Raw genomic sequence first — 18,668 nt, forward strand, 5'->3', positions numbered from 1 at the left:
TGCATAAATCTTGGGATCTTGGCAACTTTTGGTGATCTTGGTTGGGGTAAGGCAGAAGGCAGACGGCAGAGGGCAGAAGGAAGAGGAAGAAAAAATTTCCACAATTAAAGCAGTGCAAGGATTATAGAACATCTGCATCACAAGAAGGCCGTAAGTGATCGCCCCTTGAAGTCACAAATCCCACGCCCGGATAAGAAAACGTTTTAAAACCTTCTGCCATCTGCCTCCAGCATAGCTGCCTTAAAGTGCGTAACCTTTCATCATCACCAAAATCTGACAAGAACCAAATCTTGAGTGTGATCGTAGCTAGGTAGGTACAGATTCTGCTGGAAAAATCTGTTCAGCAGTTAAATTCAATTCCGGAAAAGTTGGTGAAATAATGGAATCGCTCCCACGAAACTGCTGGACTTGGTATTCTCCCTCAACCAACGAGTAAACAGAAATAGTGGGTTGTTTGGGATTCCCAATAAATCGCCTACCTCCCAATGCTGCGTAGTCTACAATCCAGTATTCAGGGATGCCCACAGTTTCATAACCAGCGACTTTGGTAAGATAATCATCACGCCAGTTAGTGCTAACTACTTCAATTACTAAAGGAATAGATTCAGGATGGGTAACAGTAGAGTCTTTTTTCCATAGAACTTCATTGACTAAATTGGGGCGGTTTAATATCAGCACATCAGGTGAGTAAGCTGATTCACTTTCTAATGGTTTGATCAATGCTGTTTTGGGTATGAAGTAGGGAAGTTTTAGTCGCCCAATTTCCATAGATATATTTAGCGCCAAAAATCCTATAACTTCTTCATGATCTCCTGTAGGCTGCGACATCTCAATAACTACTCCATTGTGTAGCTCATAACGTTTACCAGAGTTGTCTGGATATTTAGCGACAAATTCATCGAAAGTAACTAGTTTGCGTTGTAGGGCTTGAGTCATGGTTTGAAATAGTTGGGCGATAATTTGGACAATTGGCAGAAATAATTCAACTTCCAGATGCTATAATTTGACCTCGCAAGATTGCATCAGCCAAAAAAGCTGCGATTGCTGTTGCACAACGCTAAAATCGTAAAATCTCTCGCTCATAATCTTCAGGTATGGGTTCTGTTTCCCAAATCAATCCCTCTCCTGACTCCAAAATTACTTCTAGATACAACATATCCACAGGAGTAGTTGCTGTATCTTGATTATTTTCAAAAGGTTGCAAATCTTCAGTTAGCAGTCGCAGTGTCAACCCAGCCGGAATTTGACTACCAGCAATTGTACTTCGTAATTCAAAGCGCCAGATATGGTCTTCCGGTGCGCCATGCGGGAAAATACGTAACTCGTAGGTATTGCCTGCTATGAGCAATTGAAGAGATAAACCCACAACTGATTCTGCACTCCTTATTCCTGTTGGCATTACCAACAATTGCCTTTTTTCCCATCCCAGTTGTTGAGCTAAATTTGTTACCCCCGTCCGCAACCATTGGGGAATGGATTGCTGTTCGGGTAAACCTTGACGGCGATCGCATAACCTTTGTCGCCAGCCGCCATGTGCCAACAATGCACCCCAAAGCGAAAATGGCACAGCTAAACGCGGAAATTTGACATCAGGATTGCCTAACCGTGTTAATAAGTTTTCTGCTTGGGTTGTAGCAATAGCTGCTAAAGGTGTAATTTCTGCTCGTAAAACTTCGGCAGAATGAAGTTGACGGCTAACCCACAGCACATTCAAATCGGAAATTAAATCTTCCACATCCAGGCTGTAAGTCCGATCGGTAGCATCATAAACTCCTGTGGTTTTCAATTTGTGATGGGTGGTGTAGCCAAAAATTTTGATCCAACCATCATCAGGATTTACCTGTATTCCTACGTAGTAGTCAGCAACCCATTCCGGAATATCTACCCATTCTTGCTGCACCCGCAACTCATCATCATCGATTGCTAAGGTAGGAATCAATACAAGACGAGAGCCGTTAAAAGTAATCGCAGTGCCATTAACTACCTCCCAAAAACCGGGTAACGCAGCAGAATTCGGATAAATTTTCGCTGACGGGGCGATTTCTTCGCGGAACCAAGGTAAAAATGCTTGTAGACAAAGTTGATTGATTCTAGCGCGTTGACAACCCCCCGCAGTCGAGTAGAGTTGCTCTTGTACCTGGAAAGATTGGGGAATTTCCAGATACAGATGGCGCGAGTCAATGGTCAATGGGGTAGATGAGTTAAACATAATGGGGTATTGGGCATTGGGCATTGGGCATGGGGCATGGGGCATTGGGCATTGGGTATGGGGCATTGGGCATTGGGCATTGGGCATTGGGCATTGGGCATTGGGAAGCTTTTTTATATTCTCTCCACACTCCCCACACTCCCCACACTCCCCACACTTCCTCATCCCCCTCATCCCCTAGCCCCTAGCCCCTTATACTGGACTTTGAGCCATTCCTCTAAGCCTGTATTTATGGCATCCATTACGTCGGATTTTGGGGAAATATGCAAGGTGTTTTGACTCCATTGGGTAAGAGTCAACAGTAATGATTTTTTAATACTGCTTAGTCGTCGGGAAACATTGTATTGCTTGATGTTTAATTGTGTAGCAATTTCTTGTTGCGTGAGTTCCTGAATATAGTAGGCTTGGAGCAATTTTTGTGACTCAGCATCGAGTGCGGCGATCGCTTGTTGTAAAATTTGCTTTAATTGCGCTTGTTGCGATCGCATATTTGCAGTTTCTTCCTGTTCCACCAGTTCTGTAAGTACAGAGGTTTGCAAATCTGGCGATAATATATCTAATAAATTACTATCTTCTGCGTCTTTGAGCGGCGCATCTGCAGAAACCATCTTCGGGTACATAAAGGTGCGCACAACTTTGGCACAGGCTAATAGCCATTGTTCCATAGTTTGCTCATTGACTGCCGCATTAGCAAAATTCAATTGCTGCAACCGTTCAGTATTATACAGCCGAGTAATTGCTTGCCAACTGTCAGCACTTGGGCGATTAAGCTGGCGAATTGTCGTGTTTTCAGCCGTATAAAGTTCTTTAAAACATTCCCAGGCTAAAACATAACTCTCGATGTTTTGCGGTTTAAAGCCAGCATTTTGTAATGACTGAATTAGCCGTTTGCGACTGACTTTATGCAATAATGCCCAGTCTGAGGAAATATCTGCTTCCTGGCGTAAGCGAATCGCATCCTTAATCACCCGCTCAAAAGCTAATTGGGCGTAGCTATTTAAATTGGAACTGTATTGAGGATTGAAACTTTTTAAGATTTTCGGCACACTAGCGATCGCTATCTGAAAACAGTCAGCTACAGACAACTGCGTGGGAAAATTGAGAGCGAATTTTCTCCCCACCCAGAAACACACCTCTTGTAAATAAGCAGAAACATGTCCCACAGCTAGAGAACTGGGTTTATTGTGCCAAACCTTATACCAATAGATTGCCCAAACCCTATCTGACTCTTGTTTTGCAGACTGTTCCAAGCAACTTTTAATACTGCGTCGCAATTTAGGATCTGTTACCCAACCACTAAATTTGTCTGCATCAAATTGTACAAACGTAGAAAAAATTTCAACAATGCCCTGACGGGGTTGCATGGAATACTTATTGCTGTTGAATTATCTACTTAAGCATAAGTGATTTTATTGAGGGGGATAAGGGAGACGAGGGAGACAAATGACTATTGACTATTGACAACTGACTATTGACTATTGACTTTTGACAAAAAATTTCTGGGGTGCATAAAAAATAAAAGTCATCGTAGATCGGTTGAGCAGAGATATTCACTTAGTACATCTCACTCTTAAATTATGACTACCACACCTACTTTCTGGGGAAATGAAGTCACCTTTTCCTTTGATTTATTCGCTTTCAGCCCTAAAGTAACTGCACTCTCTGATAATACTTTTGCGATCGCCTGGGAAAACGGAACCGATATCTTCGGACGGCATCTTAATTCTCTTGGCAGTTTCATGGGCGGTGACTTCCTTTACGCTTTGCCTACTTCCATTTCTACCTCTACCGACAAAGCCCTCAGCCAACCATTCATTGTCCAACAGGCAGACGGCAAAGTAGTAGTGAACTACAACGAGCTTTTTGCCTCTGGCGATAATGACATTCGCTGGCATAGCCCCAATCCCAACTTCACCCCCAATGCTAATTCATCGGTGGTTACAGGGCTGAGGGGGCGAAATGAAATTCTTCTCGATACTACCGCTAGGTCAAATGGAGTCGGAGATATCGGAACTGCGACCGTTTATTTAGTTCCAGGTCTAGGCACTACCTCGAATGTCGCGCTTGACTTTGTGGATAAGTTTGGTAACTTCCAAGGAGGTGTCCTTGTCGATCCTCGTGATGGAGAGAGTCAGCAAAATGCGGCAATTGCCGGTCGCCATACGGGACATGTTGTAGTTGCTTATGAGGTTGTCAACCAGACGACATTTGCGCGGGAGGTTCGTTTTCAAAGCTATGCAGCCAACGGAATGAACACCGGTGGTGGGGTTGTGAGTGCATCAAACGCCAATGCGGCGTTTCCCGATGTCGTTGCTCTGCGAGATGGTACTTTTGTGGTTGCTTGGCAACAAGTGGGAAATGGGGGGATCGCGTTTCGGCGATATTTTGGCGAAGGCACACCAATCGATGACCAGCCTCGGTTTGTTTCCGGTGCTACAGGATTAGGACTCTTACCTAAGCTCACCGCCCTGAATGACGGCGGCTTTATGATTGCCTGGACTGACACTTTCGGCAGGGAATCCGACGGCTCGCCGGATCTCGATGTGGTTATGCAGCGATTCAATGCCAGTGGCACAGAAATCGGTACGCGTCTCGACATTCGCGCACCGGGCGATCAAGGGTTTTTTGGCATGAGTATTGCCACCCTCGACGATGGGCGCGTAATCCTTACTTATCAAAGTGAGACGGGCGATTCTACCAACATCACGACTCTTAATTACCGCATTGTCGATCCCCGTGACTCTACTATCGTTGGCAGCAATGAGGACGACAATATTGTTGGTCGAGAAGATGCCTCGCTGATCTCAGGACTCGACGGCAAGGACAATATCATCGGTAGAGCAGGTAATGACACTCTTGATGGTGGAGTCGGCAATGACACTCTTGACGGTGGAGCAGGCAATGACAGTCTCCTTGGTGGAGCAGGCAATGATCTCTATATTGTCGATGCCATCGGTGATGTCGTCAATGAAACTGCTGCCGGTTCGGGCGGTATCGACACAGTTCAGTCGAGTATCAGCTACACCCTTGGGAGCAACGTCGAAAACTTGACCTTGACTGGTTCTGCTGCCATCAACGGTACGGGTAACACTCTCAACAATATTATCAATGGTAACAGTGCCAACAACTCCCTCATCGGTGGCGATGGCAACGACACTCTCTCCGGTGGAGCCGGGAACGACGTTCTCAATGGTGGTTCTGGTGCAGACATGATGATTGGTGGTAGCGGTGACGACAATTACCTGATTAGTAGTGCTGCTGACGTAGTTACCGAGTTGGCTTCCGAGGGTATTGATACCGTTGTTTCTAATATCAGCTATGCTCTGGGAGCAAACGTCGAAAATCTCACCTTGACTAATGCTGCTGTTATTAATGGTACGGGTAACGACTTAAATAACTATATTTTGGGTAATGCTGCTGCTAATATCATCAACGCTAACGGTGGAAATGATCAGGTTAATGGCAGAGGCGGCGATGATTCCATTAATGGTGGACTAGGTAATGACACACTTTCAGGAGATATTGGCAATGATACCCTACTAGGTTCAACAGGTAACGATGTCCTTTTCGGAAACGATGGTAATGACAACTTAAATGGTGGCGATGGCAACGACATATTAACTGGCGGAAAGGGCAACGACATTCTCGTGGGTGGTTTAGGCGCAGATAAATTCAGCTTCTCCTCGCCATCGGAAACCATTGACATCATCAAAGATTTCAATCGCTCTGAAGGTGACAAAATTCAAATCAGCGCCAGAAGTTTTGGTGCCACCTCCCTGAACCAATTCAGCTATAACAGCAGTACTGGTGGTTTGTTCTTTGATGCTTCACCCTCTGACAATGTTAGTCCTCTCCAGTTGACAACTATCGAAAACAAGCCTGCTGGATTCTCAACCCAACTCGATATTATTCTTGTTTGAGTCGCTCAGATTAATTAGGGTTGATAAAAAATATCAACCCGTTATTCACAAATATTTTGATGTTCTTGATGAATGGGTTGGCGTTCATAAAAAACATCAAAGCGTTATTCAAAAATGCCTTGATGTTTTATATCAATAGGTTGACGTTAATAAGAAATATCAAGGCGTTGGTCACAAATGCCTTGATATTCTCTATGAATGGGTTGATATTGCTCACAAATGCTTTGAAGGCTCTCGATTTTCACGAATCCAACAGGATTGATATAGTGACGAATATCACAAATATTGTTTAACGCTTCCAAGCATAGACTGCTGGGTGATAAATTCGGAACTGGTGAGGCTGGCTTAAGTATGGCAATTAGAAGAGATAAAACTGGCTTTTCAGAGTTAGTAGGTATTTTCAGCTTTGCTGGCGTGTTTACCTGTGCCATATTATATTGTGGAAACTACGCTGATGCTCAGATTATTCCCGATGAGACATTAGGCGATGATCGCTCTTCAACTATCACCCCCAATGTCAATATTAAAGGACTCCCCGCAGACCGCGTCGATGGCGGCGCAATTCGCGCTGCAAATCTATTTCACAGTTTCCGAGAATTCAATGTTGGGGAAGGGGGGCGAGTTTATTTTGCCAATCCCGCAGGAATTGAGAATATTCTTACCAGAGTCACGGGAGGTAAAGTTTCCCATATTCTCGGTACTTTGGGAGTAAATGGTACAGCAAATTTATTTTTACTCAATCCCAATGGGATTATTTTTGGCAAAAATGCACGGCTAGATATAGCGGGTTCGTTTATGGCGAGTACGGCGAACTCATTTGTATTTGGCGATGGGATGGAATTTAGTGCGACTAATCCTCAAGCACCGCCACTGTTAAAAATTAATTTAACACCAGGGTTACAGTATGGCACAAATGACCCGTTGAGAACCATTGAAAATACAGGAAATTTAGCAGCAGGACAAGATTTAAGACTGTTTGCAGGTAATTTAGATTTACAGGGAAAGCTGCAAGCAGGCAAAGATTTAATCCTACAAGCCGATACTATCAAAGTACGCGATCGCGTTACCAATCCTTTCATTGCTGCGGCTGGCGGTAAGCTGTTAGTTCAAGGTAATGAAAATATAGATATTTTTGCCTTGAATCATCCCGGTAGCGGCTTGTTCTCCCGTGGGGATATGGTTTTACGTAGTGCTAATACCGTGGGTGGTGACGCTCATTTCTGGAGTGGTGGGAGTTTTCGGATTGAGAAATTAGACAGAAGTTTAGGTAATTTATTTAGTCCCCACGATCCGATTATTCGTTCTGGTGGCGATGTCAGCTTTTTTGCTTATCAAGGAGCTTCTTTACATATCTTAGCTGGGGGAAAGGTAGATATTGATACAGCAATTATCACAGAGCCAGATACAGCAGGTGAAACTATTAACCCCACAACCACTCCTAGTTTGGCTAATGTAACTTTATCGGATGGAACTCCCATTATTATTGATGGTAGCGTTAAACCAACCCTTGATATTCGCGCCGGGATGAACCCAGCAGCCATCGGGAATCCTTTAGGAACTATAGGCGATGCCGGTATTTTCTTAGACTCTTCCATTTCTATTGTCGCGCCGCCTGAGAACAATTCTGTAGCGACAAGTGCAGATATTACCATTGGTGATATTAGGGTAAATTCTCCCAAGGGCATTGTTTTACTCACCAATCAGTATCAGCCCAATCCGGCGCTGACAGGGGGAAACATTACTCTCACAGGGAAGGGAGTATTAAATATTGGCGGAATTGTCGCAGGTAGTGAGGAAGGTGATGGAACTTCGGTTATTTTTGACTCAAGAGGTAAAATTACACTAGCAGGTAGTTATATTGATACCTTTTCTAGATATACTCGGGCTGGAGATATTGCTTTGCTCGCAAATGGCGATATCAAACTCGATGGTGCGGCAATTTACGCTAATGCGTTGACAATCTCTGTTGATGATGTAGCCAATGCTTTGGGTGGTGATGTTCGGCTCATCAGCAATAATGATGTATCCGTCAATGGGTCTATCATTAACGTAGCCAGTAATAGTGGCGGAAGTATAAATATTGATGCTCAAAACATCAACATTTTAGAAAGTTACATATTGTCTGGAATCCTCGGCAATTCTGGGACACTTGAAACTCAAGCCGGAGATCTTCAACTCAATGCTCGCCAGAATATCTCAATTGCAGGCAGTGATATCATCAATTCTGTAGTTAAAGGAGCAGTGGGTAATGCGGGGAAGATTTTATTACAGGCAAATGGATCTGTATCTCTTTCTGGTGGCAACGGAATTTTCAACTCCGTAGGTTTTGGACTGAGCGCAGAAGGAGGCGGGTATGCACTTGGGACAGTGGGAGGAATCACAGTTAAAGCTGATTCACTTTCTTTAAGCGGGGGATATGAACTCGTAACTTCCACTCAAGGTCAAGGTAATGCAGGTAACATGGACATTGACGTTCGCAATCTGACTTCCTTGGATGGCATGGGTGAAGATGGATTTCCTAGTGGTTTATTTGCTACCGTCTTCCGCAGTGGAATTGGTAACGGCGGCAATATCAATCTCAGAACTGGCTCGTTGTCCATAACCGATGGCGCTCGGATTCAGACTAAAAGTGAGGGACAAGGTAACACCGGAGATGTGACAATTAAAGCAAGCGATCGCATCTTTTTCGACGGGACAGAAAAAAATCCCAATCCCGCAATTCAACATTTAACGGGAATTTTTACGACGGTGCAAACTACTACTCCTCAACAAGGAGGAAACATTAACCTGCAAACAGGTGAGCTTACCGTCATTAATGGCGCTCAACTGACTAGCAATACTTTTGGACTTGGTAATTCTGGCAATGTCACGATTGAGGCTAGTGGTAAAATCTCCTTCGATGGTATCAACAATCGCGGCATTAACAGTGGCATATTTAGTGCTGTTGGCAGAGATGATAGGGGAAATATCGGTCAGGGAAGTGGTGGAAACATTCAAATTGTCGCCAATTCCCTTTCGCTAACCAATGGTGCTGCTTTAGCTTCAGCCGTTGAGGGGGTAGGGGATGCTGGCAAAATCAAGATTGTTGCACCAGAAGCAGTATTTTTAGATGGTATAGCCAGCAATGGATTGCGTAGTGAAATAGTAACCTCTGTGGAACCTGAAGCAATTGGCAATGCTAACGATCTTGAGATTACAACTGGGTTACTCACCCTCAGTAATGGCGCTCAACTGCGTGCTAGTACTGCTGGACAAGGTAAAGCAGGCAACATCATCGTCACAGCCAACGCCTTGGAAGCCAGCAATGGCGGACAACTCCGCACCACTACATCAAGCAACTTTGATGCTGGCAACATCACCCTCAAAGTGCAGGACAACATTAGCCTATCTGGTTCAGAAACAGGACTCTTCGCCAACACCACTGATACTTCCATTGGCAATGGTGGTAGTATCTTCATCGACCCCAGAACTGTAAATATTAGAGATGGCGCAAAAATCGCAGTTGATAGCCAAGGCACAGGAGCTGGTGGCAACATTGAACTAGCAGCAGGCTTGCTCACTCTTGATCGTGGAATTATCTCCGCCGACACCCGCAGTAATTTAGGCGGTAATATTAACCTGAACTTGCAAGAGTTACTATTATTACGCAATGGTAGCCGAATTTCCACTAATGCAGGTAATAGTCAGTTTGGCGGCGATGGCGGTAACATCCTCATCAATAGCCCATTTATTGCCGCCCTCCCCAAAGAAAACAGCAACATCACCGCCAATGCCTTTACTGGTACAGGTGGTAAAGTTAACATTAATGCCAACGGTATTTTCGGAATTAACCCCCAAGAACGCCTAACACCACTCAGCGATATTACAGCGAGTTCAGACTTTGGCATTCAGGGGTTTGTAACTATTAACACCCCAGATGTAGATCCTAGTCACGGCTTAGTGCAGCTACCTACTAACTTAGTTGATGCTTCGCAAAAAATAGTTCAAAGCTGTTCTGCGAAAGGAAAAACCCCTGGGAGTTTTATCGCCACAGGAAGGGGAGGATTACCAGCAAATCCCCTGGAACCATTGCGAGGGCGTGCAGTGATGACAAATTGGGTAACTTTACCAGCAGCAACAACAAATAAAATCACACAACAGACAGCAGAACCGCAACCGATTGTGGAAGCGCAAGGATGGATAAAAAGCGATCGCGGTGATGTCATCTTAGTAGCTTTATCAGAGCAAATCTCTTCCCACCCCGCTACGATTTCTTGTAGTCAAATGCATAAATAAAACTTTTGTTCGTATTAATATTCAGATTTTCAACTTACCAAAACTCGGCGATCGCTCATGGCAGTTCAAGCGGGGTTCCCCCGCAACGTGCTGCTTCACCCCTCGCCGACATTAGCCAAACAAGGCATTGGTATTCTTTTCCATGCCCCATTCCCACTTTAATTCAAGATTATTTCTATGACAGAACCTAACAATACTTTCGACACCGCCACCAACATTGATCCAGACTTCAACTTCTACCTAGAACAGAATGTAATTCTCAACGATTCAGTCAGTTCAACTGACACTGACGATTACTTCAAATTTTATACTCTCTATGGGCCATCGACTCTCTACGCCCCTCTAAATGGCTTATCAGCCGATGCCGACCTCTACCTCTACGACCAAAACAAAAACCTTGTTGCCAGTAGTACCCAAGGCGGTAACCTGAGCGAGACTATCAACGCTGCGCTACAGGCAAATCAGTATTACTACGTGAGGGTACACTCTTATTCGGGAGGCTCCACAAACTATGGGCTATACCTATACAATGACTATTCTGGCCCCACCTTAGCGACAGCTAGGGATCTCGGCACCAGCTGGGGACAAACTAGCGATAAATACTTAGCTTATAACAAGATAAACTGGCAAGACTATCTCGACTATCGCGATAACGTCGATGTCATGAAGTTCAAGATGGAAGCCCCTGGCACCATCAGTCTGCGGATGAAAGACTTCACCTATACTGGTGGACTACAAGCCAAGATGGAATTGCTCGACTCCAACGGCAATGTATTGCGAACGGTCTCCGGTACAGTGGGCGACGGTATCAATGTTGACCGCTTCTCTGCCGCTGCTGGCACTTACTACGTCAGGTACACCCAAATTTCCGGCTCTGACCCTTACACTGTCCGTATTGTCACTGATTATGCAGGTGACGTTACTGGCACAGCAAGAGACTTAGGTAACGTCAGTGGCAGTAGTCGTCGTTTATACGATATGGTGGGAGGGGCATTTGGACTGCCAACCTATGAAGATGCGAACGACCTCTACAAATTCACCCTGGATAAGACTTCACCTATAGATATACAGTTGAGCATCGATACTTCTGCGTTTCCAACTCCCACCTTCGATGCCAATTTACGCCTCGCCCGTGACACAAACAACGACGGGTTTATTACCGCAGATGAAGTTTTGCTTTCATCGTCGAACCCAGGAGGCGATCGCCTCTCAACCACATTAGGAGCTGGTACTTATTACGTTCAGGTGGTGCAAAACGGGGCTTATACCAGCTATCAGCTAGATCTCGATTCAGACTTTGATGCAGTTCCTAGCGATCCACAGCCATATAACAACATGTCAAAGGCGCGATCGCTTGGTAATCTGATTGGAGAGACACCTTACGATCTCGGTGATGGATTTGGCATCAGTGCAGGTGATTTCTCTGATTACTTCAAGTTCACAATGACTGCTGCTGGAAAACTTTCGGCTTCAGCATTTAATAACTCCTACTACTCTAGAGCTACCCAGAATCCCTCTTTGTCAATTGTCCAAGACTTGAATAATAATCAGCGACTCGACCCTGGTGAAACCATTACGCCCTTTAGTAATGGCTCGCTGACAGCTAACCTGGCAGCAGGAACGTATTTTCTGCACACCACTGGTACTGGTGAACAAGCTGCCTACTACCTGCGTCTAGTCTCAGACTACGCCGGCAATACCTTAAGCACAGCCCGCCCACTAGCAGCAATCAGTGGAGCCACGCCAGCTAACCAAATTTTCCAGGACTACATCGAACAATCCTTCGATGCTTCCAGCGATGTCAACGACTTTTATCGCTTTGATCTGTCAAGTACCTACCAAGTCACCCTGAACACAACAGGCGTTGCCGGTGAAGATTTATCACTTTCACTCATCAAAGATGTCAACAACAACGGTGCGATCGATGCAGGTGATATCCTAGCCACATCAAACGCCTTGGACTCCCCAACAGAAACTCTCTCACAGGTACTTGGGGCTGGGCGTTATTTTGTCCGTGTCCAGGGGGTTAACGGTTCCACAAACTACACCTTGACCTCAAAGTTCGCCAGTTCTACTAGTGAAGACCCTGATGATACAATCGCTAAAGTTGTGAATCGTTCAGGAAATATCAAGACACTAGGCCAGTCCGCTGACTTTTCCATGAGTCCACAAACTGATGTCGATCTGGTGAAGTTGACTGTCTCTGCTGGGCAGAAGGTCGGGTTTGATGTGGATTCTCGCAATGGCTCAAACCTTGATACCTACTTAAGAGTTTTCAACTCCAGCGGTACACAACTGGCGACCAACAACGATGGAGCCGCGCCGGGTGAAGCCGCCAGCAAGTTCTCCTACTTAGCTTATACATTTACTCAGGCAGGCACATATTATGTCGGCGTATCGCTGAATCCGAACTCCAATTACAGCGCGGTGAGCGGTGGTGGCGATGTAGCTGGTGTGGGGGCTACGGGAGACTACCGTCTGACCCTCAACGATCTCGGACGAGTATTCACCGGCGATGCTGGCAACAATGCGATCGCAGGCGGTAGCGGTAACGATAACTTCAGTGGCGGTGCTGGCAATGACACCCTCTCTGGTGGTGCTGGTAATGACACCCTCTCTGGTGGTACTGGTAATGACCTACTAGTTGGTGGTGCCGGCAATGATCTGCTAACCGGAGGTGATGGGGCAGATGCTTATCGGTTTACAGCACCAAGCGATCGCCTGGATACAATTAGTGGCTTCAGTGGCGCTGGTGGCGACAAGATTCAAATATCTGCCGTAGGTTTTGCTGGGGGATTGGTCGCAGGCACTTTAACCTCAGACCGTTTTCGTTCCGGTGCGGGCATTACGACAGCAAACACCGCAACTCAGCGGTTTATTTACAATACGACGAATGGAGCTTTCTTCTTCGATGCCGATGGCAGCTTAGGCGGATCGGCACCACTACAGATTGCCGCCTTATCCGGCAATCCTGCTCTGAGTAACACTAATATTGTGGTTATCTAAACGCCAACGATTTAGATCACCGACTTCTTTGAGAAGTCGGGGATCTGCAATAATTTTTATGGTGACTCGTAAAATCTGTGTAAAATCTGTTTTTTCTCTGCGCTCTCTGCGTCCTTGGCGGTTCAAAAATCATTTTTTTACCCAGACTTCACAGAGAGAAGAGATTAAAAAGAGATTTTTTGACCCAAATTTCTACCCACCTTGAAAGGGCTATTACTCATTGACAAAAAACACTAAATATGTAATTGGACTATATTACATCTGTCGTAGGGGTTTAGCAGTGCTCATACGTGTCAACTTAACGTGAAACCCTTGCCAAGATGTGATTTGAGACAAAATCACGTACAACCAAGATCCGCGCTACCCCACCCCGGCTTTGCTGACGCAAAACCTCCCCTCCCCGCTTGCGGGGAGGGGATTGAGGGGTGGGGTAAAATGCCTGTGGAATAAGCGTTTTGACTTAAGTTGACACCAATGAGCACTGCTAAACCCTGCACAGTGAGGATCTATTTACCATCGAAGTAATAATTAATCTTTCAGGACATAGTTTATGATTCTTGAAGCCGTGATGCTTCATGTTAAACCTGGGATGGAATTGCAATTTGAATCTGCTTTCAAAAAAGCTTCTAAGATTATTGCGTCGATGAATGGATATTTATCCCATGAACTCCATCGCTGCGTCGAAGTTAATGGTAAATATCTCTTACTTGTGAGATGGGAAACTTTAGAATCTCATACTGTGGGATTTAGAGGTTCTGCTGAGTATCAAGAGTGGAAAAAATTGCTGCATCATTTTTATGAGCCATTTCCCACTGTTGAACATTTTGAAGAAGTTGAAATGTAGTCAACGGCGGGAAAAGCCTTACCCTAAAAATGCATCTGTTGCATTCTTTTTTTAATGACAAATGACAAATGACAAACGACAAATGACGAATTATTAATCTACCTTTTGCAACTGTGCTACTCTGGGGTCAACAATTTTTTGCCCCAAATTAGCAAATTTAATTGCCACAGAAAGCTTATTTCCTTCCCCAAATACATGTGTAATTTCACCAATACCAAAGGTTTTGTGTAATACGCGATCGCCTACTTGCCAATTCTGCTTACCATTGCTAGCAGCAGGACTTTTAGTATAGGTTTGACGAGTCTTACGTCCGGTAGTTAATAATTCTTCTGGTAATTCGTCCAAAAATTGCGATCGCATGGCGGGTTCACGAGAACCGTAAAGGCGGCGTTCACGGGCGTGTGATAAATATAACCGTTCTTGGGCGCGGGTAATTCCCACGTAACACAGGCGGCGTTCTTCTTCTAAAGATGCGGGATCGCTGAGGGAACGGTAACCGGGAAATAGTCCCTGTTCCAAACCCACCAAAAAGACTACCGGAAATTCTAGCCCTTTTGAAGCGTGCAAAGTCATCAAAGAAACCGCTGTTTGTCCTTCTTTTAAATTATCCAAATCGGAACTGAGGGCGGTACTTTGTAAGAATCCTTGTAGGGTAGCATCTTCGTTTTCTTCTTGAAATTGCAGTACAGCGTTGTAAAGTTCTTGGACGTTTTGTACCCTATCTTGTGATTCATCCGTACCCTGATTTAGCAAGTCTTGCACATAACCAGAGTCTTCTAGTATACCTTGAACAATCTCCCCAGCGGGAAGCGTGCCGATTTGTCCTTGCCAACGGTTAATCATTTCCGCAAAGCCTTTCACCGATTTCGCCCCCCGTCCAGCTAAGGTATTAACTGATGTCTCATCTGACAATATTTCCCAGAGAGTTGTCCCTAATTGCTGAGAGGCGTTAATCAAAGCATCAATGGTGGTTTTCCCAATACCCCGCCGGGGAGTATTGATGACTCGTAACAAACTTACAGTATCCGCCGGATTGGCGATCGCTCTTAAATAAGCTATAACATCTTTAATTTCTTTGCGATCGTAAAACCTCATTCCCCCCACCACTGTGTAAGGAATTTGATATTTCACTAACAGTTCTTCAAAGGGTCGCGATTGGGCGTTTGTCCGATAAAGTATGGCAAAACTACCCCAATTTAATTCCGGATTTTGATATTCTAAAGAGCGAATTTGATTGATGATAAACTCGGCTTCGTCTAGTTCATTATCCGCTTTGTGACAATAAATTTGCTCACCTGCTCCCCGCGTCGGTCTGAGAACTTTATCAATCCGTTGGGTATTATTTTCAATCAGTTCATTAGCCGCTTGCAGAATATTTTCACAGGAGCGATAGTTTTCTTCCAACTTCACCATTGTTCTGGTGTCTTCATCTTCTAAGCCATCACCAAAATCTTCTTGAAACTCTAGCAAGATGGTGAAGTCAGCCATTCTAAAAGAGTAAATTGACTGGTCAGCATCACCAACAACAAACACCGAGCGATTTTGCCAATTCCATTCACTCTTTCTATCTTCACCATTGGTCACCAACAGGCGAATCAAGTCATACTGAGTGCGATTAGTATCTTGATATTCATCAACTAGAATATGGTGAAATTGTTTATGCCAGTAAGCTAATACTTGCTCATTTTGTTGAAATAGTTTTGTTGGAATTAAAATCAGATCATCAAAATCAAGGGCGTTATTTTGTGCCAGCTTATCTTGATAACGACTATAGACATCAGCAATTACCCGTCCGCGATAATTCGGTTGTTCACGCTCAAAGTCTTGAGGTGATAAACCTTGATTTTTAGCGTTACTAATAGCATAACGAACCGAACGAGCATCAAATTTTTTATTGTCTAGGTTTAGGTCTTTAGTAACAATTTCTTTTATCAGACTTTGAACATCAGATTCATCAAATATAGAAAAATTGTTATTCCAACACCGTCCTTTTTCATCTTGATATTTTCCAAGTTCAAAACGAAGAATACGAGAGCATAAGCTGTGAAAAGTGGCACACCACAAAAATTTAATTTTTTCTTTATAAACTTTTGAGCGTAATTGTGTTTGTTGGTATTCCGTCAACAAATCAAACCTTGTTCCGTATTCTTTTATTGCCTCTTGTTCCGCAAACAGCTTTTGAATCCGTTCCTTCATCTCCCTAGCGGCTTTATTCGTAAAAGTCACCGCCAAAATATTTTCTGGATTTACACTGTGTTTGAGAATCAGGTTAGCAATCCGGTAAGTCAGCGCGCGTGTTTTACCGGAACCTGCGCCAGCCACAACTAGCAGCGGGCCGCAGTAGTGTTCCACAGCTTGACGTTGGCTGGGGTTAAGATGGCTAAGAAAGTCAATAGTTGTGGTCATGGATGAACCAAAGCGACTGGGCAGAGAATTGCTTATGTTGAGAGTATCGCACTCAACGCCTATTATTCTAGGCTAATTCCAATATCTCAATTCCCATCTGTCGAATTTGGAAGCATCCGAATTTTGCCCTGAATAAATTTGTAGTGGGAGCATCTTGCTCCCTAATCTCTAGTCAGCACCCTAGAGAGCCATCACTACAAAAATCTATTTAGATCATTACACAATTGGGACGCTGTCGTCGAATTTTCCTCTACAAATCTAATTTTTTTCTACCTAAAGTGTGACACACAACATGGAAAAACAGCCGAAATTATTGGCTTTATATATCAGACTAACTTTACATAATATCCGGATTTGTGAAGATTTCTATTGAATTAGAACTATTCCGTAATTCTTCGGTTTCAATTGAATTTTTCCTAAAAGACAATTGATTTCATGATGGAATTAATAGATTACACTCTATATTAATAATTCTATCATAACCAAGTGAATTCAAATTATGTCGAGCATTGATGATTGCCTCCTAAAGTAATGATTCTGCTGATTGAATTCACATTGCTCAATACCATGTGCCATCATCTACCGAAAAAAGATATGTCGGAACTATTGCGAAAAGAATTGGGTGATTTTAGTACTATTGTTGGTTTTAAAGCAGCAACTACAGGTTTCGCAAGGCTCATACTTATATTTTACTACTAGCAGCATATTGAAAAGAGCGAATTTCGGCAGGTGCGTAAAATTCTTACCTTGATGAATCAAAGAATGTAAAAGCTCATGATTATTGGTTTCAGCCATACTGATTTTCATGGTGCTTGGTGAGAAGTAGAGGTTTTACTAGCTCTTAGATTGATTAAGGAAAATAACTGACCTCCGATATTGTAAGTCAACTCTACACGACTCCATAGCTGAAGTAGTAATTTTTTTATTATAGGTTTTCATGTTACCTTGCACAGTTGAGAAAAACTGTAAAAATCAGGTATTTATTGCTGGAGTTTAACCTCAACTAGTATTTACTTGATTCTCAATCCAGAGATATTGTAGTCTCGTAAATTTTGCATAACTGACGACTCTTTTAACCAAAAGACAGGGTGATATTATGGCAATTACTGGGAATTTTGCTGATTTTCCTCTACCAGAACTACTGCAATTTTTAGCGCAAGGAAAAAAGTCAGGTGTACTTTACATCAATGTTTCATCAAACACCAATGATAATAAAAAAGAGCAAGTTTACTACATCTGGTTGCATCAAGGTCGAGTGATTGCAGCTGCCGATCGCTTAGACAAACAAGGCTTAACATTAATGATCGATGAACGTGGATGGATTAGTGAGCGCGTTATTTCTAGAGTCACACAGATTTCGTCAAACTTCATCAATAAGCCTCTGGGTTTAGTTCTTAAATCCCAAGGCTTACTGCAACCAGAACAAATAAAACTGTTGTTTCACAACCAGATATTAAAACCAATCTGTAACTTATTTCAACGTCAGGATGGTCTATTTCAATTTAATCAAGTAGAAACACTACCTTTACCCTTATTAGAGATGACGGGTTTAAGTATGTCAGCTACTGAGGTGACGCTGACGAGTTTGCGACTAGTCCGAGACTGGAGTGCTTTAGCCAAAAAATTTCCCAAACCCACTTCTAGTTTGTCAAGTGTGAGTGGAAAACAACCCCAGATCCAGCTTAACGCTCAAGAATGGCAAGTCTGGGAATTTGTCAACGGTAATATTTCTCTCAAGGATATCGCCTGTCAGATTGGCATCCCAATAGAAACTGTACAGCAAATTGCTTACCGACTAATTGTCATCGGTTTAATAGAAGAAAACTCTCAAGTTACTCCTGCTGCTTCATTTACTTCCCCAGTTCCAGAAGATGAGGTACTGGAGTCTAACATGAAACCATCTATTAGTAAGTCGTTTTTGACAAATTTTGTGGGTTTTATGCGCAATAAAGCCTAAATAAATAGTATCGCCATCAACCCTGATTATTGCCAGATTTCTGTCCAGTCA

Annotated in this window: 9 protein-coding genes; 5 read left to right on the forward strand and 4 right to left on the reverse strand. The window is 43.7% G+C overall.

The features are described from left to right. Nucleotides 1-306: 306 nt before the first annotated feature. The 3 genes from AACU32_RS17035 to AACU32_RS17045 form a co-directional block, all read right to left on the reverse strand. On the reverse strand, nucleotides 307-936 hold the full coding sequence (locus tag AACU32_RS17035; RefSeq protein ID WP_096601423.1) for a Uma2 family endonuclease: 630 nt from the start codon (nucleotides 934-936) through the stop codon (nucleotides 307-309). Nucleotides 937-1,057: 121 nt separating this feature from the next. Beyond that, complete coding sequence (locus AACU32_RS17040; RefSeq protein ID WP_096601426.1) at nucleotides 1,058-2,209, reverse strand: DUF1822 family protein; 1,152 nt, start codon at nucleotides 2,207-2,209, stop codon at nucleotides 1,058-1,060. Between the two features lie 170 nt (nucleotides 2,210-2,379). Further along, nucleotides 2,380-3,573, reverse strand: coding sequence for a sigma-70 family RNA polymerase sigma factor (locus tag AACU32_RS17045; RefSeq protein ID WP_096601432.1), 1,194 nt, complete (start codon nucleotides 3,571-3,573; stop codon nucleotides 2,380-2,382). Nucleotides 3,574-3,786: 213 nt separating this feature from the next. On the opposite strand from AACU32_RS17045, the gene AACU32_RS17050 reads away from it, so the two are divergent. From AACU32_RS17050 to AACU32_RS17065, 4 genes are all read left to right on the forward strand, one after another. After that, entirely contained in the window at nucleotides 3,787-6,129 is a 2,343-nt protein-coding gene (locus AACU32_RS17050; RefSeq protein WP_096601435.1) for a calcium-binding protein, read from the forward strand. A 285-nt stretch (nucleotides 6,130-6,414) separates the two neighbouring features. Continuing rightward, on the forward strand, nucleotides 6,415-10,404 hold the full coding sequence (locus AACU32_RS17055; protein ID WP_096601438.1) for a two-partner secretion domain-containing protein: 3,990 nt from the start codon (nucleotides 6,415-6,417) through the stop codon (nucleotides 10,402-10,404). 177 nt (nucleotides 10,405-10,581) lie between these two features. After that, entirely contained in the window at nucleotides 10,582-13,410 is a 2,829-nt protein-coding gene (locus AACU32_RS17060) for a calcium-binding protein (RefSeq protein ID WP_096601441.1), read from the forward strand. Between the two features lie 550 nt (nucleotides 13,411-13,960). Beyond that, nucleotides 13,961-14,254 carry an antibiotic biosynthesis monooxygenase family protein gene (locus AACU32_RS17065; RefSeq protein ID WP_096601444.1) on the forward strand — a complete coding sequence of 98 codons (294 nt, stop codon included), beginning with the start codon at nucleotides 13,961-13,963 and terminating at the stop codon, nucleotides 14,252-14,254. 93 nt (nucleotides 14,255-14,347) lie between these two features. Here the strand turns inward: AACU32_RS17065 and pcrA are convergent, their stop codons facing one another. Next, nucleotides 14,348-16,660 (reverse strand): DNA helicase PcrA, encoded by a 2,313-nt coding sequence (gene pcrA, locus AACU32_RS17070; protein WP_096601446.1) that lies wholly within the window; start codon nucleotides 16,658-16,660, stop codon nucleotides 14,348-14,350. A gap of 1,096 nt (nucleotides 16,661-17,756) precedes the next feature. Here pcrA and AACU32_RS17075 point away from each other — a divergent pair. Next, nucleotides 17,757-18,617, forward strand: coding sequence for a DUF4388 domain-containing protein (locus AACU32_RS17075; RefSeq protein ID WP_096601449.1), 861 nt, complete (start codon nucleotides 17,757-17,759; stop codon nucleotides 18,615-18,617). Nucleotides 18,618-18,668: the final 51 nt, after the last annotated feature.

Source organism: Calothrix sp. NIES-2100 (genome assembly GCF_963875285.1).
GTDB lineage: Bacteria > Cyanobacteriota > Cyanobacteriia > Cyanobacteriales > Nostocaceae > Aulosira.

Coding starts and splice junctions, on each gene's coding strand:
- AACU32_RS17035 (WP_096601423.1), bottom strand. CDS start 936: ATGACTCAAGCCCTACAACGCAAACTAGTTACTTTCGATGAATTTGTC.
- AACU32_RS17040 (WP_096601426.1), bottom strand. CDS start 2,209: ATGTTTAACTCATCTACCCCATTGACCATTGACTCGCGCCATCTGTAT.
- AACU32_RS17045 (WP_096601432.1), bottom strand. CDS start 3,573: ATGCAACCCCGTCAGGGCATTGTTGAAATTTTTTCTACGTTTGTACAA.
- AACU32_RS17050 (WP_096601435.1), top strand. CDS start 3,787: ATGACTACCACACCTACTTTCTGGGGAAATGAAGTCACCTTTTCCTTT.
- AACU32_RS17060 (WP_096601441.1), top strand. CDS start 10,582: ATGACAGAACCTAACAATACTTTCGACACCGCCACCAACATTGATCCA.
- AACU32_RS17065 (WP_096601444.1), top strand. CDS start 13,961: ATGATTCTTGAAGCCGTGATGCTTCATGTTAAACCTGGGATGGAATTG.
- pcrA (WP_096601446.1), bottom strand. CDS start 16,660: ATGACCACAACTATTGACTTTCTTAGCCATCTTAACCCCAGCCAACGT.
- AACU32_RS17075 (WP_096601449.1), top strand. CDS start 17,757: ATGGCAATTACTGGGAATTTTGCTGATTTTCCTCTACCAGAACTACTG.